Source organism: Kribbella sp. NPDC104740 (assembly GCF_055583505.1).
In genome coordinates this window covers 1,348,715-1,369,003 of record NZ_JBVJNV010000001.1, presented here as the reverse complement: position 1 = coordinate 1,369,003, position 20,289 = coordinate 1,348,715, and the positions used below count along the sequence as shown (strand labels likewise).

Here is a 20,289-nt window from a genome sequence, read left to right as displayed (position 1 = left end):
CAGACCACTGTTGGACTGGTAAACGTTTGCCCTATGGTGAGCGAACGCATGCGGACAGTGATTACCGCCCCGAATGACTATCCGATGAGGTGCCCCCATGAGACGAACCCTTCGCGCGCTCTGCGCAACCGCCGCCGCCGTGGCCGGTACGGCGATCGCGGTACCGACCGCCTCCGCCGAGGTCGAGCCCGGCGGCTGGACCAGTTACTCGCCGTCGTTCACCGAGCAGGAACGCGGCTGCGGCCAGATCAACGGGCTGACCTTTCAGCTCACCTGCTCGACCGGCAGCGGCGACCAGCGCGCCGAGCGCCGCTACGCCACCTACTCCAGCGGATCGCGCCAGTTCGAGGGCTACTTCCGGATCAGCTCGATGGGTGGCACCCGAATCTCGCTGAAGCAGACCTTCAACGAGAGCGCCGCCGGGCCGTTCTTCATGCTCGCCGTGGAACGCGGCGGCCGGCTCTACCGGGTCGGCGGTGACACCATCCAGAACGGCGCCGCCCCGGTCGGGACCACGGTCCGGGTGAACACCGTGCACGTCGTCGGCAGCGGCCACCGGACCTACATCAACGGGTCGCAGCGGCACAGCATGGGCAGCCCCGGCGGCAACTTCTACGACAAGTTCGGCTCCTACCGGACCGACAGCGGCTCCGGCCCGATCACCACGGTCTGGAGCGGCGTGAAGTTCTGGCGGAAGTAGTGCTCCGACTCGCAGTCGCTGCACTGGCGGTGGCTGCGCTGACCGGTTGCTCGGCAACCGGTCAGCCGGCCGCCGCCGGGGTCCAGCTCACCGCCACCCTGACCTCACCGGTCGACATCACGCTCGACTGGTCCGGTACGCCGGACGCCGCGACCAGCACGATCGTCGAGTTCGCGACCGAGAAGGACGGGCAGTACACGATCCTCGACTTCCTCGCGCCGGCTGAGCACACGTTCCAGCACCCCGACCTGATGCCGAAGACGCCGTTCTACTACCGGGTGACGCCGGTGCTCGGCCCGGCCTCCGACCCGGTCGCGGTTCAGTTGCCCTCAACAACGATCTTCCGGGCCGAAGGCAAGCAGGCCCGGCCGGGATCGGTCCGCGCACAAGCCGGTACGCCGACCGACGTGGCCGTGAAGTCGGCCGGCGGCGACCAGGTCCGGGTCACCTGGAAGGACAACGCCACCGACGAGGAAGGCTTCCTGCTGGAGATCAAGCCCGACGGCCAACCGGCGTACCGGGTGGCCGGTTTCATCGATCCCGGCGCGACCTTCACCGAGCTGAGCACGCTCCCGGCCGAGCGCAAGGCGTCGTACCGGATCCGGGCGTTCTACCGTGGCCCGGCGTCGAACCTGGCCCACCAGACCACGGGAGGAACGCTTTAGTGCTTGGCGTTGCGTGACCAGCTGAAGCAGTAGACGCCGAAGCAGGCCAGGCCGAGCGCCATCACGGTCAGCAGCACGGTGCCGAACGGCTGGTCCTTGATCGTGCGCATCGCGGTGTCGAGGCCGCCGGCCTTGCTCGGGTCGTAGTCGATCGCGGCCCAGGCGAACAGCGCGCCGACGATGAAGAACGCGACCCCCTTGGCGGCGTACCCGACCCGGCCGAGCCGGATCGTGGTGCGCGAGACGCCACCGACCAGGTCCTCGGTGAACTTGGTCGTGTACGCCTTGTACAGCTGGCGAACGCCGACGCCGATGATGACCAGCCCGATCAGTACAACGAGCACGCGACCGGCGCCGTTCTCCATCAGCTTCGCGGTCATCGACTGCTGGTTGGACTTACCACCGCCACCCGACCCGACCGCGACCCTGATCGCGCTGATGCCGAGCACGAGGTACATGCCGAGACGACCGGCCGACGAGACCTTCTTCTCGGTGTCCAGATGGCCGTAGGCGAGCTCGAGGCCCTTCCAGACCACGAGCGCGAAGAGTCCCAGCGCGACCACCCAGAGCAGCACGCCGCCGAGCGGCTTGTCGGCCAGCTCCTGCAACGCGCCCTGCTGCGACGCTTCCTCCGACGACTTCCCGAAAGCGAGCTGGAGCGCGATCCACGCGACCAGCAGGTAGACGACGCCGTACGCGATCAACCCGACGGTGATCGCGTAGTCGTACACCCGGCTGTTCTGGGCCTGACTGGCGGTGCTCATCCTGCTCCTCACGACGTGGCTGGCGGTCCCCGTCCTGCGGATCACGTACCCCGCCCTAAACGATCAGGCCAAGCACGATCAGGCAGAGCAACGATCAGGCGGAGACCGGCGCGGTCGCCTCGCGGTCGGCTTCCTCGACGTCGCCGTACTCACCGAGCCGGACCGCGCGGCGCCCGAGCGTCCACACGTAGACGAAGAACGCGACCTCGACGACGATCCCGACCCCCACCCGGACGGCGGTCGGCAGCGGCGACGGTGTCACGAAGGCCTCGATCATGCCGGTGATCAGCAGGATCACCGCCAGGCCGATCGCCATCCCGACGGTCGCGCGACCGGTCTGGGCCAGTGCCTGCATGCGGGTCCGCGGGCCGGGCGCGATCCACGACCAGCCGAGGCGCAGACCCGCAGCCGACGCGACGAAGACGGCGGTCAGCTCGAGCAGGCCGTGCGGGGTGATCAGGCCGAAGAACACGTCACCCTTGTCGTGGCCGATCATCACGCCGGCGCTGACCCCGAGGTTGGTCGCGTTGCTCCACAGCACGAACGCGACCGGCACGATCAGTACGCCGATCGCGAGGACGGCGGCGGAGATCGTCGCGTTGTTGATCCAGACCCGGAGTGCGAAGTCCTGCGCCGGGTTCTCGGAGTAGTACGACGCGAAGTCCTTGTCGACCAGCTGCTGGATCGCCTCCGGCGGCGCGACCGAGTCGAGCACGTCGGGGTTGACCAGGATCCGCCACGCGACCCAGGCGGCGACCAGGTAGAACAGCAGGCCGATCGTGAGCCACCAGCGGCGGGAGACGTAGAGGGCCGCGGGGAAGCTGACCAGGAAGTACCGCGAGATGTCGCGCCAGACCGGAGCCTGCGCGCCTGTCACCGCGCCGCGGGCGTCGGCGATCAGGCCGGAGAGGCGACCGACGGTCACCGGGTCGGCACCGGCCGCCCGGAGCGCAGCCATGTGGGTACCGACGCGCTGGTAGAGCTGGACCAGCTCCTCGGCCTCGGCGCCGGTCAGGCGGCGCTGCCGGCGAGTGAGCGCGGCGAGCCGGTCCCACTGCGGCTGGTGGACCGACACGTACGCTTCGACGTCCATCCCCGGCCTTCCTGTCCGTGTCGCCCCGGCGTACCCGTGGTCGGTCGAGTGTCCCGCATTTCGGGGTCGGATGACCTGGAATAGGCGACACTAGCTGTCTCGGGACACGTGGGAGGGGGCGAGGGTGGCTGAGCTGGTCACGGGGGAAGCGGTTGTCCTGCAGGTGCGGATCGCCCGGATGCCGACCCGCGCGCTGGCCTGCGCGATCGATTTCACGCTGCAGGTGATCGCGCTCGTCGTCCTGTTCCTGACGCTGTTCGGCTTCCTGCTCGGCGGCGCGAGCGAGGCGCTCGGGGTGGCGCTGGTGTTCGTCGTACTGCTGCTGGTCCTGGTCGGGTACCGCGTGGTGATGGAGACGCTGACCCGCGGCCGGACGGTCGGCAAGATGCTGCTCGGCCTGCGCGTGGTCCGCGACGACGGCTCGTCGATCCGCTTCCGGCACGCGCTGGTCAGGTCGCTGCTGTGGATCTTCGTCGACTTCGCGCCGTGGTTCGCCGCCGGACCGGGGATCGTCGCGAGCCTGATGAACAAGCAGGGCAAGCGGATCGGCGACATGGTCGCCGGGACGGTGGTCATCCGCGAGCGCCACCAGCCGATGGCGTCGCCGCCGCTGTTCGTGCCCGGTCATCTGGTGCAGTGGGCCCAGTCGCTGGAGCTCTCGCGGCTCTCGGACGACCTCGCCAACACGTCACGCGAGTACTTGGCGCGCTACAAGGAGCTGGAGCCCGCGGCGCAGGTCGCGCTGGGCGACGCGCTGGCGTTCAAGGTCGGCGGCCTCACCGCCCCCGCGCCGCCGGTCCCCATCTCGTCCCCCGCTTTCCTGTCCGCAGTACTGGCGGAACGCCGCCGCCGAGAGCTGGACCGCTTGGCAGCTCACCGGCCCGCGGCACACACCGGCCCGTTCGCACCACCGAACCCGTACGTGCAGCACCCGCCCGCGTACGGCGGGGTGCCCACCTTCGGTGCCCCACCCGCGAGCGGGGGCTTCCCCGGGCCCAGCGCTCTTCCTTCTCCTCCTGTCCCACCCCGGCCCCGCGGGGAGCAGGTGAACCCCCAAGGCTGGCACGCCCCCGGCAGCGGGGAATCCAGCCAGTGGTTCTAGCCTTGCGACCATGTCGCAGGTAGAGATCGACTGGAACGCGTGGCTCCGACGGTGGGACGACCAGCAGGCCGGCTACCTGCCGGACCGCGAGGAGCAGTTCGCGCTGATGCTCGACGTCGTCGAACGAATCACCGGTACGCCGAACCGCTTCCTCGACCTCGCCTGCGGCCCCGGCTCGATCTCCGCCCGGGCGGCCGAACGCTTCCCGGCCGCGGAGATCGTCGGCGTCGATCTCGACCCGTTCCTGCTGGAGATCGCCCGGCAGGCCGTCGCCTCCGACCGGGTCAGCTTCGCCGAGGCCGACCTGCGCGCGCCCGGCTGGGACGGCGTGCTGGGTGATCGGCCGATCGACGCCGTCTGCTCGGCCACGGCCCTGCACTGGCTCGACCCCGCGGACCTGACGACGCTCGCCCAGACCCTCGCCCAGCGGATCCGTCCCGGCGGCCTCTTCCTGAATGCCGACACCATGCGCCTCGGCCCGACCGAGGTTCCGCGCCTGGACGCGGTCACGGTCGCCCTGCGCGACGAGATCTGGTCGACCTCGCACGCGAACGGCGTCGAGGACTGGGAGACCTGGTGGAAGTCCGCCGCCGCCGAACCCGCCTTCACCGCCCTGCTCACCGAACGCGAGACCCGCTTCGCCGACCGCCACAAGGGCCGCGACATCACCCTCACCGACACCGTCGAGGCGTTCCGCAAGGCCGGCTTCGCCGAGGTCGCCGTCCTCGGCCAGGTCGCCGACAAACACCTGTTCGCCGCGATCCGATGAGCTGCGGCGGCTACGACCTGCTGATCTCCCGCCCGGTCGACGTGGCCGAGCTCCGGCCGTTCCTGCGCGACACCTTCGCGGTCGCCGACGCCGACCTGTTCGCCGCCCCCGCCGACCGCGTCGACGACGAGCTCGCGGGCGTCCCGCCGGACCTGGTCTTCGCCGCCTTCTGCACCTGGGAACCCGTCCAGGGCCACTTCGCCGCCAGCCTCACCCTCGGCGTCGACGGCGACCGCACCCGCCACCTCGACCACCTGGACTTCGCCACCCGCTTCGCCGCGCACTTCCAGGCGATGGTCCTGTACGGCGACACCGAACCCCCGGGCCTGTGGACGGTGATCCTTGCCGACGGCACCCGTCTGCTCGCCGCGATGGACGAGGACGACGACCGCTTCACGCTGACCAGCGCGTCAGCCGCCGTACCGGACCTGCCCGACGTCACCGTTGTCGCCGGTACCGCAGCTGTGTCGCCTCCGGCGGATCCGGCCACTGTTGCGCTTGGCAACTACCTTCGGGCGGTGAGTTCGGAGTAGTAGGCCCGGGCTTCCTGCGTGCGGCCGGCGCCGAACACCCGCAACGCCTGAGCCAGCTCGGGATACGACTTCTCCAGCAACCGCGCCGCGCCCTCCAGCTCCGCCGCGGACGCCAGGTCACGCAGCAGCGACTGGATGATGACGACCGGATCGGCCGCGGGTTCCAGCGGCGCGTCGCGGCCGGGGTCGAGGGTCAGCGTCGTCTGCTTCGCCGCGCGGACCTCGTCGAGGCGGCGCTCGCGCTCGGGCGCCGGCGTCGCGGCCCAGCCGGGCTCGGCGACCATCGCCTCCAGCTGCAGCACACGCGACAGGACCGCCGGGTTGCTGATCTTGGCTCGCTGGCCCGACATCAGTTGTGACAGCATCGGCGCGGACAGGCCGAGGACGCCGGCGAGCTGGGCCTGCGAGAGCGCGAGCCGGTCGAGCAGGCGGCGGAACCGGGCGCCCAGCGGTTCGCCGTACCACTGCTGCTGGAGCTCGAGGTTGCGCTCGTGCGCGTCGCTCACCACACCTCCGGATTATGATTTGCAAATTGCGAATGCAAACGATAGGTTCGTGCTCGTGACCGCCCGCATCCCCTGGAGAGCATCATGATACGACGGACCACCGCCCTCGCGGCACTGACCGCCCTGGCCGCCGCATTATCGTTCGCGAACGCGGTTCCCGCCGCCGCCGAGGGTGAGCTGTCGCCGGTGCTGGTGGTGCTCGACTCGTCCGGCTCGATGACCGCCCGCGACGCCGGCGGCAGCGGCACCCGGATGGACGCCGCCAAGCGCGCCGTCGGCTCGATGGTCGACGGGCTGCCCGCGCAGGCCCAGGTCGGTCTGGCGATCTACGGCGCCGGCACCGGGTCGAGCGGCCGGGAGAAGGCGGCCGGCTGCAAGGACGTGCGCGTCGTCCAGCCGGTCGGCGCGGTGAACAAGCCCGCCCTCAAGCGCGCGGTCGCCGCCACCAAGGCCAGCGGGTACACGCCGATCGGCCAAGCCCTCCGGACGGCGGCCGCCCAGCTGCCGAAGGAAGGCCAGCGCTCGATCGTGCTCGTCTCCGACGGGGAGGACACCTGCGCTCCACCGCAGCCGTGCGAGGTCGCGAAGGAGCTGCACCAGCAGGGCGTCGACCTGCACGTGCACACGATCGGTTTCCGGGTCGACGCGAAGGCCCGCGCGCAGCTGGCCTGCATCGCGCAGAACACCGGCGGGACGTACCACGACGCCGCGGACGCCGACTCGCTGCTCGGTGTACTGGGCCGGGTCACCGAGCGCGCGCTGCGGCACTACGAGCCGACCGGCGAACCGGTCACCGGGACCGGGGACCCGTTCACCGCGCCGACGGTCACGCCGGGGCAGTACCTGGACACCGTCGACCCGGTGGAGGAACGCTTCTACGCCGCCGATCTGAAGGCCGGCGACACGGCGTACTTCGCGGCCACCACGGTCTTCCCGCGCGGCAACCCGCGCACCATCGAGGTGCTCGACATCCGGATCACCGGCCCGAACGGCGCCGACTGCTACGAACGCCAGCGCGAGCTCAACACGCGCGCCAAGGACGGCGGCTCGCTCACCACGCTGCTGAGCTGGAACGGCACGGTCGCGGGCTCGTCGAAGCCGAAGGGCTGCAGCGTGCCGGGCAAGTACGTGTTCCGGGTGACCCGCGACGCCCGTGGCGGCGGCACCGACCGCGTACCGGTCGAGCTGCAGCTCCGGATCGAGCCGCCCGTCACCGGCAGTCTGGGTGAGCCCGCGCAGACCAGCCTGGTCGACTTCGCTGCCCCGCCCGCCGGCGGAGTCCGAGCGGTGCGCGGCGGTGGTTCGTTCAACGAGGCGACGACGCTGGGCGGCGCCGGCCGGTACGGCGAGACGATCTACCACGGCGAGCAGCTGTTCTACCGGGTCAAGCTCGACTGGGGTCAGGGCCTGGCGTACCGGGTCACCTTCGCGGGCCGGCCGGACGGAGCGACCGCGAACATCCGGACGGGGTTGTTCAGCCCGGTGCGGGCGGAGCTGAAGTCCGACACCACGGCGTACACGGGAAGCACCAAGATCCTGCCCTCGAACGGCAAACCGATCGCGACACCGCGGGTCGTCTACCTGAACCGGAACGCGAACAACTCCGACTTCCGCAAGGCGAGCGTGGACGGCTGGTACTACATCGTCGCCAGTCTCGGCGTCGCCTTCGGCGACGCGCCCGCCGGTGGGGTCCCGCTCACCATCGACGTCACCGTCGCCGGCGACAAGCTCGCCGGGCCGGAGTACGGCGCCTCGACCGGCGAAACGCCCACCGAGACTCCGACGGCTGAGCCCAGCCCGTCGTCCGGCAACACCGCGGATGTCACCCCGCCGACCCCGCCCGCCGACGACTCCTCGTCCTCCAACCTGCCCTGGATCATCGCCGGTGCCGCGCTGCTGCTGGCGGTCGCGGTCACCGTCGCCGCCCTGCTCCGCCGCACCCGCAAGCCGGTGGCGCCGCCCGCCTACCCGCAGAACCCCGGCTACCCCCAGGGTCCTGGCTACCCCCACGGTCCTGGTCATCCCCAAGACCCGTCCGGCCCCAGCCACCCCAACTGACCGGCGGTTCTACCCGGCCTTGACCCATCGATAGGAACTCCCCTGCTGACGGCACTCCACCCGAGTGCCGTCAGCAGTCGTCTCCACAGTCCCCGCCTCTTGCCACCCGCACGCGCCGCCCAGCTTCACCGCCGCGTTGGGTGCCCGCGTCACCGGCCCGGTCGGCACGGCGGGCGGCGTCACCGACGGAGTCGGACCAGGCGTCGGCGACGAGCTCCCCGTCGAAGGCGTGCCACCGTCGGGCCGCCCATCCAGCAACCACCACGCACCAGCCCCTGCGACGACGACCGCCCCCACAGCTCCAGCCAGCACCCACCGCCTGCCTTTCGACGAAGCCCGGCTCCTTCCCGCAGCCCGCACCGCCACCTCCGGCGCCGGTGGCGCACCTGCGCGCACGCCCCCGGCCGCCTCCACGCCCGCGGCCGTCGGCGCATCCCCTCCCGCGCGCACGCCCGCACCCGCCGCCGACGGCGCACCTGTTCCCGCGTGCACGCCTGCACCCGACCCAACCCCCGTTGCACCGGCGGCCGACGGCCGCGCGGGCGCGGCCGACTCGGCTGCGGCAGGTGTTCGGTCCCAGTCGCCGGCAGGCAGCGGTGGTAGGTGGTCGAAGACCTCGATGGGTTCTTGGTCGGAGGTGTGGGCAGGTACGGCGAGGGGCTGGGCCAGGACAGGTGTCAGCGTCGCCAGGGCGGACTCGGCGGAAGGGCGATCGGCAGGGTCGGCTGCGACGAGTGGCTCGACCAGGTTCCAGAGAGGGCCGGTGAAGGCCGGCAGCGGGTGCGTGGTGGGTGGCTCTTCCCCGGTGAGCAACTGCCAGGCGGTGACGCCGACGGCGTACAGGTCCTGGGCGGTGGCAGGCGGCGCACCGGTGAGGGTTTCCGGGGCGAGGTATCCGGGGGTGCCGATCAGGGCGCCTTGATGGGTGAGGCGGGGCTCGCCCAGGGACAGGGCGATGCCGAAGTCGCTCAGGCGGAGTACAGGTGAGTTGGTGCCGGTGGCTTCGAGCAGCAGGTTGCCGGGCTTGATGTCGCGGTGGACCAGACCGGCCGCGTGCACCTGGACGAGCGCGCCCAGGAGCTGGGCGAGCAGCTCAGCGGCATACCGGTCCGGAAGTGGACCGAAGTCGGCCAACAGGTTGCTGACGGCGCCTCCGCCGACCAGGTCCATCGCGAGCAGCGCCTGGTCGTCGTCGGCGGCCCAGCTGTACGGGCTCAGGATGTTCGGGTGATCGAGCCGCAGACCCTGCTCGCGGACGAAGCGGAGCAGCGCGCCGGCATGCCGCTGCCGCAGCACCTTGGCCGCGCAGAGGCGTTCGAGCCTTCGGTCCCAAGCACGCCAGACCGTCCCGTCCCCACCTGCTCCGATCGGGTCGATCAGCTCGAACCGTCCAGCGAACACGTCCGCCACCCCGCGGTCCTCCTCTCACCCGTCCGCGGGCTACCTTGCCAGGCCACCGGGGTCCCGAGCCAGCCGGACGGTACGCCGTACGCACGAGCAGCCCGGCCGAGGCGATCCGGCGGCCCCGCGTCTCCCCGCGGGCCTGGTCGCTTGCGTCGGGGTGAGCGGTGCTGCCGACTTGAAGACGAGGGCGCGGGGGCAGCCGGGCCTGGCCGCCGCTGTCGGCGGCGCCCGCGCCGGGCCCGGTCGCTTTCGCGGGAGTGAGCGGTGGTGCCGACTTGAAGACGAGGACGCGGGGGCAGCCGGGCCTGGCCGCCGCTGTCGGCGGCGCCCGGCAGACTGCCGGTGTGGACTTCACCGACGTGCTGAAGGGCGCCCGGCGGACGCGGCGGCTCAGTCAGCTCGAGCTTGCGCTGCGCGCGGGTACGACGCAGCGGCATCTGAGTTTCATCGAGTCCGGGCGCTCGCGGCCCGGCCGGACCATGGTGGTCCGGCTGGGTGAGTCGCTGGAGCTCTCGTTGCGGGAGCGCAACGACCTGCTGCTCGCGGCCGGGTTCGCCCCGGTCTACCCGCAGACCGCCCTCGACGACCCCCGGCTCGATCATGTCCGGGTGGCGCTGGAGCACCTCCTGACCGGGCACCTGCCGTACCCGGCGGTGGTCGTCGACGCCGGCCACCATCTCGTCCTCGCCAACGACGGCTTCGATCTGCTCGTCGACGGTGTGGCCGGCCACCTCCTCCGTCCGCCGGTCAACGTTCTCCGGCTCTCCCTCCACCCCGACGGCCTGGCGCCTCGCATCGTCAATCTCGGCCAGTGGGCCCGGCACATCCTCGACCGCCTGCCGCCCGGTGAGCTCCGCGACGAGCTGTCCGGCTACGTGCCGGCCGTCGAGCCCGGTCCCGAGCACGTCGGTTTCGCCGCTCCGCTCCAGCTGCGGACCGCTCTCGGCGACCTGCGGCTGACGACGACGATCACCACCTTCGCGACCGCGCTCGACATCACCGTGTCCGAGCTGCAACTGGAGGCGTTCCTGCCCGCGGACCGGGAGACCGCCGACCTGCTCGCCGGCAGCGCGCGGACCGCCGGCGTCGGGTGATCCGGGCAGCCGGCCGCCCGCGCTGCCTGCGTCAGCCTGCGCTGCGTGCGCTGCGTGCGCTGCGTGCGCTGCCTGCGCTGCCTGCGTCAGTGATCCACGGGGCCGGCCGCCGTTGCGCGGGCGTTCGGCGTCAGTCCGGGAACTGGTAGTCCGCGACGATCCGGTCGTCGGCGTCGAGCAGCAGGACCTCGAGCCCACCACCGACCACCTCACCGTCGGCCACCGACTCCATCTCCCAGCGGAACTTGACCACGTCCTCCAGCCGCATCTCGTCCCCGGCCGCCCGGAAGACGTACTTGCCATCAGCAACGAATTCGGCATGGCTGCGCGCGACCCGGTGCTCGATGGCCGCCCGGCCGCGGGCGGCCAGCTCACCGGTCGCGAAGCCGAGCCCGGCCGCCGCGGCCCGGACCTCCTCGGGCGGGTGCAGCAGGTGCCTGCCGCCGTCGGCCCAGAGCTCGTCGATAGCGGCCCGGCGGCGTTGCGGGTCCGGCTCGCCCCAGACGGCGACGTACCGGGTGACCAGGTCATGAGTGTCGGACATTCAAGTGCTCCTCGGATCGCGGTAGTTCGTGTGCCACGATCCTCGTCACCGCCCGCGCGCCCCTCAATTCCCGCCCGGGAATGGCGCGAGGCGCCGCACCCGAGTGGGTGCGGCGCCTCGCGATCAAGCGGTACGGCGTACTGAAGGAACTCAGTAGCGGTAGTGGTCCGACTTGTACGGGCCCTCGACCGGGAGGCCCAGGTACTCGGCCTGCTCCTTGGTGAGCTCGGTGAGCTTCACGCCGAGCGCGTCGAGGTGCAGGCGGGCGACCATCTCGTCGAGGTGCTTGGGCAGCACGTAGACGTCGGTCGGGTACTCGGCGGTCTTCACGAACAGCTCGATCTGGGCCAGCACCTGGTTGGTGAAGGAGTTCGACATCACGAACGACGGGTGACCGGTCGCGTTGCCCAGGTTCAGCAGGCGGCCCTCGGACAGGATGATGATGGTGTGGCCGTCGGCGAAGCGGAACTCGTCGACCTGCGGCTTGATGGTGACCCGCTCGACACCGTCCAGCTTGTACAGGCCGGCCATGTCGATCTCGTTGTCGAAGTGGCCGATGTTGCCGACGATCGCCTGGTGCTTCATCTGCGCCATGTGGTCGGCGGTGATGACGTCCTTGTTGCCGGTCGTGGTGACGAAGATGTCGGCGATCCCGACGACGTCCTCGAGCGTGGTGACCTGGTAGCCGTCCATCGCGGCCTGCAGCGCGCAGATCGGGTCGATCTCGGTGACGATGACCCGGGCGCCCTGGCCACGCAGCGACTCCGCGCAGCCCTTGCCGACGTCACCGTAGCCCGCGACGACGGCGACCTTGCCGCCGATCAGGACGTCGGTGGCGCGGTTGATGCCGTCGATCAGCGAGTGCCGGCAGCCGTACTTGTTGTCGAACTTCGACTTGGTGACCGAGTCGTTGACGTTGATCGCCGGGAACAGCAGCTGGCCGGCCTTGTGCATCTCGTACAGCCGGTGCACGCCGGTGGTGGTCTCCTCGGTGACACCCTTGATGCCGGCGCCGATCGTGGTCCACTTGTCCTTGCTCTGCTCCAGCGAGCGGGTCAGCAGCGCCAGGACGACGGCGAACTCCTCGGACTCCGCGGTCGACGGGTCCGGCACGGCGCCGGCCTTCTCGAACTCGGTGCCCTTGTGGACGAGCATGGTGGCGTCGCCGCCGTCGTCCAGGATCATGTTCGGGGCGTCACCGTTCGGCCAGGTCAGCGCCTGCTCGGTGCACCACCAGTACTCCTCCAGCGTCTCGCCCTTCCAGGCGAAGACCGGGACACCGGCCGGGGCGTCCGCGGTGCCCTCGGGGCCGACGACGACCGCGGCGGCCGCGTGGTCCTGGGTGGAGAAGATGTTGCAGGAGACCCAGCGCACCTCGGCGCCGAGGGCCGTCAGCGTCTCGATCAGCACGGCGGTCTGGATGGTCATGTGCAGCGAGCCCATGATCTTCGCGCCGGCCAGCGGCTTGCTCTCGCCGTACTGGGCGCGCATCGCCATCAGACCCGGCATCTCGTGCTCGGCGAGCCGGATCTCCTTGCGACCGAACTCGGCCAGTCCGAGGTCTGCCACCTTGTAGTCGAACGTCATGCGGTGCCGCTCCCTGAGGGTGTCGGTTGGTGAGGTCTTCGCCGACGAGGCTAGCGGTAAGGCGACCCTGCGTGACCCACCGGGTGGCGGTTCCTGACACCGAAATGTCAAGATGTCGCCATGCGCATCACCGAGGCCGCCAAACTGCTGGGCACCACCGCGCGGATGCTGCGCTACCGCGAGACCCTGGGCCTGCTCCCGCGCACCCGCACCAGCCGCTCGGCCCAACGCCAGTACGACGACCGCGACCTCGCCGCGGTCAAGCTCGCCCTCGAGCTCGAACACCGGTACGACGTGACGCCGGCCGCCCTCGCGTTCGCCCTGAAGGCACTCGCCGAACCCTCGGTCGCCGCCGACCTCCGCAACCTCGGCTACCGCACCGGCCGCCTCACCACACCACCCAGCCCCGCGGAGATCGACCGGGAACGGGCGCTCAGATGGCTGGGCCGCTCCGGAGTGCTCCCACCCCCAGCTCAGCGACCCCGCTGACGGGAAGGGGAGGGAGGGAGGGAGAGAGAGGGGCCGCGCGCCCCGAGCGCCAGGCTCCGCCGGCGTCCGCCACCACCCGTGCCCGGCTCCACCCCACCCCGTCTTCCCGCCACGAAGCCGCCCGGTCGCGCAGCGACCGGGCGGCTTCGGATGATGTCAGTGCGAAGGCGCCTCAGGTACAGCCGGACGCTCTTCCCGGACGTAGCCCTCGACGTAGATGTCGGGCTCCAGGTAGATGTGCTGCGACATCGGCTCGGCCTCGCGGACCGCGGCCTCGGCGGCGTTGATCGCGGCGGCGACGGCGGCGGCGTCGGCGCCGGGCTCGACGGCGACCTTCGCGGCGACCAGCACCTCCTCCGGGCCCAGGTGCAGGGTCTTGATGTGGATCAGCTTCTGGACGCCGGGCACGCTCTCGATCGCCGCGATGATCTTCTGCTGGGACTCCCGGGTCGCGGACTCGCCGAGCAGCAGGGACTTCATCTCGATCGCCAGGAAGATCGCGACCACGACCAGCAGCGCGCCGATCGCCATCGAGCCCGCGCCGTCGAAGACACCGTTGCCGGTGGCAAGGGTCAGGACGACGCCGATCAGCGCCAGCACCAGACCGGTGAGCGCCGCGAAGTCCTCGAGCAGGATCACCGGCAGCTCGGGCGAGCGCGCGTTGCGGATGAACCGCGACCAGGACACGTGCCCGCGGACCTTGTTGGCCTCGACGATCGCGGTCCGGAACGAGAACGACTCCATGATGATCGCGGCCACCAGCACGGCGACCGGGACCCACTTCCAGTTGTCGATCCCGTGCGGGTCGTGGATCTTGTGGTACCCCTCGTACAGCGCGAACAGCCCACCGACGCTGAACAGCACGATCGCCACGATGAACGAGTACACGTAGCGTTCCCGGCCGAAGCCGAACTGGTGCAGCTCGTCGGCCTGCCGCTTGGCGCGCTTGGCGCCGACCAGCAGCAGCACCTGGTTGCCGGCGTCGGCCAGCGAGTGGATCGCCTCGGCCAGCATCGAGGCCGACTGGGTCAGGCCCCAGGCGGCGAACTTGGTGATCGCGATTCCGGTGTTCGCCAGCAGTGCCGCGACGACGGCCTTGTTACCGCCACCAGCCATGTGGGTCAGTCCTCCAGCAACTCAGGGGGGCCAAAGATTTCGCCGAAGTGGTTCAGCGAGCGGACACGACGAAGGCCGTGCCGGAACCACGCAGGCTACAGGGTCCTTCGGGTCCTCGAAGGAACGCCGACTGCCCACCGGACAACGCTTCGGTCTCGTCGGTGCCCTCGGCACCCACCGTCACGTCGCCGTCCACCACCGCGACGATCCGCGCACCCTCGGCCGGTACGACGACAGCCTCGCCGGTCAGGTCCACCCGCCGGACCGCGAAGTACGGACTGCCGGTCTCGTACGCCGTGACGCCCGGCGCGACCGCGACACCGTGCAGCACCGGGTCGGCCAGCGGCTCGAAGTCGACCACCGAGACCAGCTCCGGCACGTCGATGTGCTTGCTGGTCAACCCGCCGCGCAGCACGTTGTCGGAGTTCGCCATCACCTCGAACCCGGTCCCGCGCAGGTAGGCGTGCACATTCCCGGCGGGGAGGTACACGGACTCGAACCGCTCCAGCCGCACCCGGTTGAGCAGCAGAGCCGCCAGGACGCCCGGGTCGTCGGGGAAGTCGACCGCAAGCCGAGCGAGCGTTTCCACGTCGAGTGCGAACTCTTGTCCGGTGTACCGATCACAAGCTTCGGCGAGCGCGGCGACCAAGGGACGGATCGAGTCCCGGTCGCTGCTCATGAAGTCGGTGAAAGCGTCCTGCAGCTTCCCGTCGCGCAGCGCGGCGGTCAGCTCCTCCAGGCCGACTGCACCGAGCGCGTCGAGCAGCGCGACCGTCCGCTCCAGCGGCCGGAAACCGACCAGTGCGTCGAACGGCTCCAAAGCGATCAGGATCTCCGGCTTCGGCCAGGAGTCCTTGTAGTTGCGGTCGGCCGCGTCCCGCGGGATGCCGGCCTCCTCGTCGCGCCGGTACCCGTCGACGGCCTGCTCCGGTGACGGATGCGCCTGGATCGACAACGGCTGCGCGGCCGCCAAGATCTTGGCCAGGAAGGGGAAACGACCGTCGAACCGCTCGGCCGTCTCCTCGCCCAGGACAGCAACCGGCGCCTCGGACACGAGGTCGTACAGCGACTCCCCCGACGCCAGCACCGACGGCGCCGACTCGTGCGCGCCCATCCACAGCTCGGCCTGGGGCTTGCCGTCCGGCTCGACCCCGAGCAGCGCCGGGATCGCGGTCGGCGATCCCCACGCGTAGTCGCGCACGGTGTTGCTGAGCCGGACTACCACCCTGTCACCACATTCTTCCTAGTACTTCGGGAAACCATCACCAAGCCGGGTCGACGGCCGGGTTGCCCGGGACGATCGGCGTCTCGGTCGCCTCGGTGCCGTACCGGCCCAGACCGATCCCCAGGTACGCCGCGGCGTACCGGCCGTGCTGCGTCAGCGCCGCGTACCGCGCGATGTCCGTGCCACTGGCCTGCGTGACCACGTGCACCCGGACGTCGTGCCGCTCGGCCTTCTCCTCCAGCTGGCGCCGGTGCTCGGCGACGCCCGCGTCCTCGACGCCGTCGTCCAGGATGACCAGGCCGGGGCGCAGGTCGTCCGGCTGGTCGAACGGGTCGGCGAACAGGTCACGCGGCGGCTGGTTCAGCACCGGCAGCAGGTGACCGGCGTCGGCCGCGAGCGCCGGACGGCCGCTGGCCAACCGCAGGGCCTCGACGACACGACGAGCCGCACGAGCGGCGAGAACCGATCCGCCCCAGACCAGCGGCATCGCGTCGGCCAGCATCAGCGACAGATCCTTCGCCGGGTTCGACGCGACGTCGTTGTTCGGCGAGCACTCGATCGCGACGTCGTCGAGCAGCGTCGCCACCGCCTTGGCGTCGACGACCGGCCCGAGCTCCATCTGGTGCAGCCCCTGCAGTACGGCGACGGCAGCGGCGAGCTGGTCGTCGGACTGCGACGGCAGGCGGATCGCGTGCCGCGAACCGGCCGAGGCCTGGGCGATCGGTGAGTCCGCCGGGCAGGCGACCATCAGACCGCTGCCCCGGCGGACGGCCTCGGAGGCGGCGGACATGGCTTCCTGGTCAGCGGCCGTGCCACCGAGCACGATCACCAGGTCGAGCGGACCGGTCCAGCCCGGCAGACCCGGCCCGGGCCAGGCCACGAACGGCACCGGGCAGACCGGCTCCAGCACCGCACGGACCAGACGGGCGTCCCGGCCGGCCGCGACGATCGCGCGCGGGCGGAAGCCGTCGGAGTCGAGCTTCGACAGCACCTCCTCGGCGGCGTCGATCTCGGCCCGGACGCGGGCTCCGGCACCGGCGAGCCGGCGCAGCAGGTGGTCGGTCGCCTCGAGCGCGGCGGGGTCGTCCAGCCGCGAGTCGTCGAAGGAGCTCATCAGTGGGTTTCGGCCTCTTTGGTCTCGCGCGCCTCGTCGATCAGCAGCACCGGGATGTCGTCACGGACCGGGTAGGCCAGCGCGCAGGCGGCGTTGGTGCAGACCAGCTCGTTCGCCTCGTCGTCCACGCGGAACTCCGAGCGGCACTTCGGACAGACCAGGATGCTCAGCAGGTCGGGGTCCAGGTTCACTGCCATCAGTTGTTCTCCTCCACCGGTGCACCGGTGATCAGGGCCAGTACTTCGTCCCGGACACGCTCCATGGTGGCGGCGTCCCCGGCCTCGACGTTCAGCCGCAGCAGCGGCTCGGTGTTGGACGCGCGGACGTTGAACCACCACTGTCCCGCGTCCACGGTCAGACCGTCCAGGTGGTCAACGGTAGTCCCGTCCCGCCCGGCGTAGGTGTCCTCGATCGCGGCGACGGTGGCGGCCGCGTCGTCGACCCGGCTGTTGATCTCGCCGGAGGCGACGTACCGCTCGTACTCGGCGAAGACCTCGCTGGCCGGCTTGTCCTGCTCGCCGAGCGCGGCCAGCACGTGCAGCGCGGCCAGCATGCCGGTGTCGGCACGCCAGAAGTCGCGGAAGTAGTAGTGCGCGGAGTGCTCGCCGCCGAAGACCGCGTCGGTCTCGGCCATCTGCTGCTTGATGAACGAGTGCCCGACCCGGGCCCGGACCGGCGTCCCGCCGTGCTCGGTGATCAGCTCCGGGACCGCCTTGGAGGTGATCAGGTTGTGGATCACCGCGGAGCCCGGGTGCTTGGCCAGCTCGCGGACGGCGACCGCGCCGGTCACCGCGCTCGGCGAGATCGGCTTGCCCAGCTCGTCGATCACGAAGCAGCGGTCGGCGTCGCCGTCGAAGGCGAGCCCGAGGTCGGCGCCGGCCTCGACGACCTTGGCCTGCAGGTCGACCAGGTTCTTCGGGTCCAGCGGGTTCGCCTCGTGGTTCGGGAAGTTGCCGTCGAGCTCGAAGTACAGCGGCACGATCTCGACCGGGCCGGTGGCGAAGACGGCCGGCACGGTGTGCCCGCCCATCCCGTTGCCGGCGTCGACGACCACCTTGAGCGGGCGGATCGCGGACAGGTCGACGAGGTCGTGCAGATGGTCGGCGTACGCCGTGAGCAGGTCCTTCTTGGTGATCTTGCCCGGCACCGGGACGCTCGGGGTCGGCTCGCTGACGGTCTTGGCGACCAGGTCCGCGATGTCGCGCAGCCCGGACTCGGCACCGACCGGCGAGGCACCGGCGCGGCACATCTTGATCCCGTTGTACTGCGCGGGGTTGTGGCTCGCGGTGAACATCGCGCCGGGCAGCTGGAGCCGGCCGCTGGCGAAGTACAGCATGTCGGTCGAGGCCAGGCCGATCACGATCACGTCGGCGCCGGTGCTGGCCACGCCCTCGGCGAACGCGGCCGCGAGCGCGGGGCTGGACGGGCGCATGTCGTACCCGATCACCACCGACCCCGGGCCGGACAGCACGTCCAGCACTTCGACGAACGCGGCACCGGTCGCCCGGGCCACCGACTCGTCGAGCTGGTCGGGGACGACCCCGCGTACGTCGTACGCCTTGAAGATGGCAGCTACGTCAACCATGCCCGGACTTTATCCGGCCGGAGGCGTGCCCCGCTCACGAGGCACGCCTTGGCTGTGGACAACTCAGTTCTCGAACCAGCCCGGGTTCTTGCGGTGGTGGACCGTCGGGAGCTGGCGCGGGCTGGTCGGTGCGGCCCAGCGGACGGCGTTGCCGAGGATCGTCTGGACCTCCGGCTGGTGGTACGTCGGGTACTCCTGGTCGCCGGGGCGGAAGTAGAAGACCCGGCCCTGGCCGCGGCGGTAGCAGCAGCCGGAGCGGAACACCTCGCCGCCGGAGAACGAGCTGACGAAGACCAGCTCGTCGGGCTGCGGGATGTCGAACAGCTCGCCGTACATCTCCTCGCGCTCGATCACCAGCGGGTGCGGGACCCCCTGCGCGATCGGGTGCCCGGCGGCGACCGTCCAGAGCAGCTCGCGGTCGTTCTCGGAGCGCCAGTCCAGCGAGCAGGTGGTGCCCATCAGCCGGATGAAGATCTTCGAGAAGTGCGCCGAGTGCAGCGCGATCAGGCCCATCCCGGACAGCACGTGCTGCTGGACCCGGTCGACCACGGCGTCGTCGACGTCGCCGTGCGCCGCGTGGCCCCACCAGGTGAGCACGTCGGTGTCGGCCAGGATCTCCTCGGTCAGGCCGTTCTCGTCCTGCTGCAGCCAGGCGGTCCGCACGTTCGCGTCCTCGCCGAGCTGGGCCCGGACGGCGGCCGCGATCGTCTCGTGCATCGTGTCGGGGTAGACCTTCTGGACCGACGCGTCGCGCTGGTCGTGGACGTTCTCGCCCCACACCGTGACGTTAACCATTGAGCACAACCTCTCGTCCCGCCTTCGCCGAGGCGTAGCAGGCGTCGATGACCTGGGTCCGGAGCAGCGCCTCGGAACCGTTGTGGGACGTCCAGTCGCCCGCCTGGACGATCGCGACGAACTCGCTGACCACCGCGCGGTGGCCGAGCCCGGCGCCGGTCGCCGGGCGGACCTCGGCCGGTACGCCGCCGACGTCGGTGAAGATCCGCAGCGTGTCCGTCGTGGTGTAGTTCTGGACCTCGATCTTGGCGCCACCTTCGGTGCCGAACAGCTCGATGCCGAAGTTGTCACCGGGAGCCCGGTACGTCGCCCAGCTGGTCTCCAGCTGCAGCGCGCCGCCGCCCTCGAGCCGCAGGTACGCCGTGGCCAGGTCCTCGACCTCGAACTTCGAGCCGAGCGTGTCGACGGTCGGCCGGATCGTGCTGCTCGCGCTGCCCCGGCCGCGCGGGCCGAGCTCGGCGAACGTGTCCGCCGTGACCGTGGTGATCGTCGGCTCGTTCAGCAGGTGCAGGGCGAGATCCAGGATGTGCACGCCGAGGTCGATCAGCGGGCCACCGCCGGACAGCTCGCGGTTGGTGAACCAGCCGCCCATGCCGGGGATGCCGTTGCGGCGCATCCAGTGCGCCTTGGCGTAGTAGATCCGGCCGAGCTGGCCCTCGTCGATCTGGTGCTTCAGCGCCGCGACGTCGCCGCGCTCGCGGTGGTTGAAGATGACCTTCAGCACCTTGCCGGCCTTCTTCGACGCCTCGACCATCGCCAGGCCCTCGTCGACCGTGCGGGCCAGCGGCTTCTCGCAGAGCACGTGCAGCCCCTGCTCCAGCGCGGCCAGCGCGATCGGCGCGTGCAGCTGCGTCGGCGTACCGATGCTGACGGCGTCCAGGCCGCCGTCCTGCAGGAGGTCCTCCCACTTCTCGTAGAGATGCGGTACCCGGTGCTTCTCGCCGAGCTCGGCCAGGATGTCCTTCTCCAGCCCGGCCAGTGCCACCACCTCGACGTCCGGCAGCTCCGAGAACGCTTCGAGTGCGGTCCGCCCGGCAAAGCCGAGACCGACCACTCCGACCCGTAGTTTTTGATCGTTCACAGGTCAGGAGTCTTGTCAGTACTTGCGGGCCCGGTCAACCCGGTCCCACGCTGCGAAACAGCATT

Annotated in this window: 21 protein-coding genes; 8 read left to right on the top strand and 13 right to left on the bottom strand. The window is 70.8% G+C overall.

Going from position 1 to position 20,289, the window contains the following annotated elements; all coding sequences use genetic code 11:
* Nucleotides 1-97: 97 nt before the first annotated feature.
* Together ACZ6Z4_RS06330 and ACZ6Z4_RS06325 are read left to right on the top strand one after the other, a co-directional pair.
* A complete protein-coding gene (locus ACZ6Z4_RS06330) occupies nucleotides 98-700 on the top strand; it encodes a hypothetical protein (protein ID WP_465558766.1) in 603 nt (200 codons plus the stop codon).
* On the top strand, nucleotides 700-1,365 hold the full coding sequence (locus ACZ6Z4_RS06325; protein WP_465558764.1) for a hypothetical protein: 666 nt from the start codon (nucleotides 700-702) through the stop codon (nucleotides 1,363-1,365). Before ACZ6Z4_RS06330 ends, ACZ6Z4_RS06325 begins: the two co-directional genes overlap by 1 nt.
* Here ACZ6Z4_RS06325 and ACZ6Z4_RS06320 read toward each other — a convergent pair.
* Entirely contained in the window at nucleotides 1,362-2,129 is a 768-nt protein-coding gene (locus tag ACZ6Z4_RS06320) for a DUF1206 domain-containing protein (protein WP_465558762.1), read from the bottom strand. The genes ACZ6Z4_RS06325 and ACZ6Z4_RS06320 overlap by 4 nt on opposite strands.
* A gap of 94 nt (nucleotides 2,130-2,223) precedes the next feature.
* Nucleotides 2,224-3,222: a stage II sporulation protein M gene (locus ACZ6Z4_RS06315; RefSeq protein WP_363676627.1), complete on the bottom strand. Its 999-nt coding sequence runs from the start codon at nucleotides 3,220-3,222 to the stop codon at nucleotides 2,224-2,226.
* A 124-nt stretch (nucleotides 3,223-3,346) separates the two neighbouring features.
* Here ACZ6Z4_RS06315 and ACZ6Z4_RS06310 point away from each other — a divergent pair, with 124 nt between their 5' ends.
* Genes ACZ6Z4_RS06310 through ACZ6Z4_RS06300 form a run of 3 tightly spaced genes read left to right on the top strand, consistent with a single transcriptional unit; the run spans nucleotide 3,347 to nucleotide 5,626 of the window.
* Nucleotides 3,347-4,324: an RDD family protein gene (locus ACZ6Z4_RS06310; protein ID WP_465558759.1), complete on the top strand. Its 978-nt coding sequence runs from the start codon at nucleotides 3,347-3,349 to the stop codon at nucleotides 4,322-4,324.
* A gap of 10 nt (nucleotides 4,325-4,334) precedes the next feature.
* Entirely contained in the window at nucleotides 4,335-5,093 is a 759-nt protein-coding gene (locus ACZ6Z4_RS06305; RefSeq protein ID WP_465558757.1) for a class I SAM-dependent methyltransferase, read from the top strand.
* The gene (locus ACZ6Z4_RS06300; RefSeq protein WP_465558755.1) at nucleotides 5,090-5,626 is read left to right on the top strand and encodes a hypothetical protein; all 537 of its coding nucleotides are present in this window, start codon (nucleotides 5,090-5,092) and stop codon (nucleotides 5,624-5,626) included. The genes ACZ6Z4_RS06305 and ACZ6Z4_RS06300 overlap by 4 nt, the downstream gene beginning before the upstream one ends.
* Here the strand turns inward: ACZ6Z4_RS06300 and ACZ6Z4_RS06295 are convergent.
* Nucleotides 5,599-6,132: a helix-turn-helix domain-containing protein gene (locus tag ACZ6Z4_RS06295; protein WP_465558753.1), complete on the bottom strand. Its 534-nt coding sequence runs from the start codon at nucleotides 6,130-6,132 to the stop codon at nucleotides 5,599-5,601. The two genes, ACZ6Z4_RS06300 and ACZ6Z4_RS06295, sit on opposite strands and share 28 nt — an antisense overlap.
* 84 nt (nucleotides 6,133-6,216) lie before the next feature.
* On the opposite strand from ACZ6Z4_RS06295, the gene ACZ6Z4_RS06290 reads away from it, so the two are divergent.
* Nucleotides 6,217-8,190, top strand: coding sequence for a vWA domain-containing protein (locus ACZ6Z4_RS06290; RefSeq protein ID WP_465558751.1), 1,974 nt, complete (start codon nucleotides 6,217-6,219; stop codon nucleotides 8,188-8,190).
* 9 nt (nucleotides 8,191-8,199) lie between these two features.
* Here the strand turns inward: ACZ6Z4_RS06290 and ACZ6Z4_RS06285 are convergent, their stop codons facing one another.
* Nucleotides 8,200-9,591, bottom strand: coding sequence for a serine/threonine-protein kinase (locus ACZ6Z4_RS06285; RefSeq protein WP_465558749.1), 1,392 nt, complete (start codon nucleotides 9,589-9,591; stop codon nucleotides 8,200-8,202).
* Nucleotides 9,592-9,869: 278 nt separating this feature from the next.
* Here ACZ6Z4_RS06285 and ACZ6Z4_RS06280 point away from each other — a divergent pair, with 278 nt between their 5' ends.
* Nucleotides 9,870-10,688: a helix-turn-helix domain-containing protein gene (locus tag ACZ6Z4_RS06280; protein ID WP_465558747.1), complete on the top strand. Its 819-nt coding sequence runs from the start codon at nucleotides 9,870-9,872 to the stop codon at nucleotides 10,686-10,688.
* Nucleotides 10,689-10,818: 130 nt separating this feature from the next.
* On the opposite strand, the gene ACZ6Z4_RS06275 is transcribed toward ACZ6Z4_RS06280, so the two are convergent.
* Both ACZ6Z4_RS06275 and ahcY read right to left on the bottom strand, forming a co-directional pair.
* Complete coding sequence (locus tag ACZ6Z4_RS06275; protein WP_465558745.1) at nucleotides 10,819-11,232, bottom strand: hypothetical protein; 414 nt, start codon at nucleotides 11,230-11,232, stop codon at nucleotides 10,819-10,821.
* 150 nt (nucleotides 11,233-11,382) lie between these two features.
* Nucleotides 11,383-12,819, bottom strand: coding sequence for an adenosylhomocysteinase (gene ahcY, locus ACZ6Z4_RS06270; protein WP_465558743.1), 1,437 nt, complete (start codon nucleotides 12,817-12,819; stop codon nucleotides 11,383-11,385).
* Nucleotides 12,820-12,939: 120 nt separating this feature from the next.
* Here ahcY and ACZ6Z4_RS06265 point away from each other — a divergent pair, with 120 nt between their 5' ends.
* Nucleotides 12,940-13,308, top strand: coding sequence for a MerR family transcriptional regulator (locus tag ACZ6Z4_RS06265; protein ID WP_363676621.1), 369 nt, complete (start codon nucleotides 12,940-12,942; stop codon nucleotides 13,306-13,308).
* A gap of 156 nt (nucleotides 13,309-13,464) precedes the next feature.
* Here ACZ6Z4_RS06265 and ACZ6Z4_RS06260 read toward each other — a convergent pair whose 3' ends face one another.
* The 7 genes from ACZ6Z4_RS06260 to ACZ6Z4_RS06230 form a co-directional block, all read right to left on the bottom strand.
* The gene (locus tag ACZ6Z4_RS06260) at nucleotides 13,465-14,424 is read right to left on the bottom strand and encodes a cation diffusion facilitator family transporter (RefSeq protein WP_465558740.1); all 960 of its coding nucleotides are present in this window, start codon (nucleotides 14,422-14,424) and stop codon (nucleotides 13,465-13,467) included.
* 52 nt (nucleotides 14,425-14,476) lie between these two features.
* On the bottom strand, nucleotides 14,477-15,649 hold the full coding sequence (manA, locus tag ACZ6Z4_RS06255) for a mannose-6-phosphate isomerase, class I (protein WP_465558738.1): 1,173 nt from the start codon (nucleotides 15,647-15,649) through the stop codon (nucleotides 14,477-14,479).
* Nucleotides 15,650-15,686: 37 nt separating this feature from the next.
* Nucleotides 15,687-16,763 (bottom strand): SIS domain-containing protein, encoded by a 1,077-nt coding sequence (locus tag ACZ6Z4_RS06250; RefSeq protein ID WP_363676618.1) that lies wholly within the window; start codon nucleotides 16,761-16,763, stop codon nucleotides 15,687-15,689.
* On the bottom strand, nucleotides 16,763-16,960 hold the full coding sequence (locus ACZ6Z4_RS06245) for a Trm112 family protein (protein WP_363676617.1): 198 nt from the start codon (nucleotides 16,958-16,960) through the stop codon (nucleotides 16,763-16,765). Before ACZ6Z4_RS06245 ends, ACZ6Z4_RS06250 begins: the two co-directional genes overlap by 1 nt.
* Nucleotides 16,960-18,348, bottom strand: a complete 1,389-nt coding sequence (locus tag ACZ6Z4_RS06240) for a phosphomannomutase/phosphoglucomutase (protein ID WP_465558734.1) — start codon at nucleotides 18,346-18,348, stop codon at nucleotides 16,960-16,962. Before ACZ6Z4_RS06240 ends, ACZ6Z4_RS06245 begins: the two co-directional genes overlap by 1 nt.
* A 63-nt stretch (nucleotides 18,349-18,411) precedes the next feature.
* The gene (locus ACZ6Z4_RS06235) at nucleotides 18,412-19,143 is read right to left on the bottom strand and encodes a ThuA domain-containing protein (protein WP_363676615.1); all 732 of its coding nucleotides are present in this window, start codon (nucleotides 19,141-19,143) and stop codon (nucleotides 18,412-18,414) included.
* Nucleotides 19,136-20,224 carry a Gfo/Idh/MocA family protein gene (locus ACZ6Z4_RS06230; protein WP_465558732.1) on the bottom strand — a complete coding sequence of 363 codons (1,089 nt, stop codon included), beginning with the start codon at nucleotides 20,222-20,224 and terminating at the stop codon, nucleotides 19,136-19,138. The genes ACZ6Z4_RS06235 and ACZ6Z4_RS06230 overlap by 8 nt, the downstream gene beginning before the upstream one ends.
* Nucleotides 20,225-20,289: the final 65 nt, after the last annotated feature.

Excerpts from the sequence above, each read along its gene's own strand:
- ACZ6Z4_RS06330 (WP_465558766.1), top strand. The coding sequence starts at position 98 with ATGAGACGAACCCTTCGCGCGCTCTGCGCAACCGCCGCCGCCGTGGCC.
- ACZ6Z4_RS06320 (WP_465558762.1), bottom strand. The coding sequence starts at position 2,129 with ATGAGCACCGCCAGTCAGGCCCAGAACAGCCGGGTGTACGACTACGCG.
- ACZ6Z4_RS06315 (WP_363676627.1), bottom strand. The coding sequence starts at position 3,222 with ATGGACGTCGAAGCGTACGTGTCGGTCCACCAGCCGCAGTGGGACCGG.
- ACZ6Z4_RS06305 (WP_465558757.1), top strand. The coding sequence starts at position 4,335 with ATGTCGCAGGTAGAGATCGACTGGAACGCGTGGCTCCGACGGTGGGAC.
- ACZ6Z4_RS06300 (WP_465558755.1), top strand. The coding sequence starts at position 5,090 with ATGAGCTGCGGCGGCTACGACCTGCTGATCTCCCGCCCGGTCGACGTG.
- ACZ6Z4_RS06290 (WP_465558751.1), top strand. The coding sequence starts at position 6,217 with ATGATACGACGGACCACCGCCCTCGCGGCACTGACCGCCCTGGCCGCC.
- ACZ6Z4_RS06275 (WP_465558745.1), bottom strand. The coding sequence starts at position 11,232 with ATGTCCGACACTCATGACCTGGTCACCCGGTACGTCGCCGTCTGGGGC.
- ahcY (WP_465558743.1), bottom strand. The coding sequence starts at position 12,819 with ATGACGTTCGACTACAAGGTGGCAGACCTCGGACTGGCCGAGTTCGGT.
- ACZ6Z4_RS06265 (WP_363676621.1), top strand. The coding sequence starts at position 12,940 with ATGCGCATCACCGAGGCCGCCAAACTGCTGGGCACCACCGCGCGGATG.
- ACZ6Z4_RS06260 (WP_465558740.1), bottom strand. The coding sequence starts at position 14,424 with ATGGCTGGTGGCGGTAACAAGGCCGTCGTCGCGGCACTGCTGGCGAAC.
- ACZ6Z4_RS06250 (WP_363676618.1), bottom strand. The coding sequence starts at position 16,763 with ATGAGCTCCTTCGACGACTCGCGGCTGGACGACCCCGCCGCGCTCGAG.
- ACZ6Z4_RS06245 (WP_363676617.1), bottom strand. The coding sequence starts at position 16,960 with ATGGCAGTGAACCTGGACCCCGACCTGCTGAGCATCCTGGTCTGTCCG.
- ACZ6Z4_RS06240 (WP_465558734.1), bottom strand. The coding sequence starts at position 18,348 with ATGGTTGACGTAGCTGCCATCTTCAAGGCGTACGACGTACGCGGGGTC.
- ACZ6Z4_RS06235 (WP_363676615.1), bottom strand. The coding sequence starts at position 19,143 with ATGGTTAACGTCACGGTGTGGGGCGAGAACGTCCACGACCAGCGCGAC.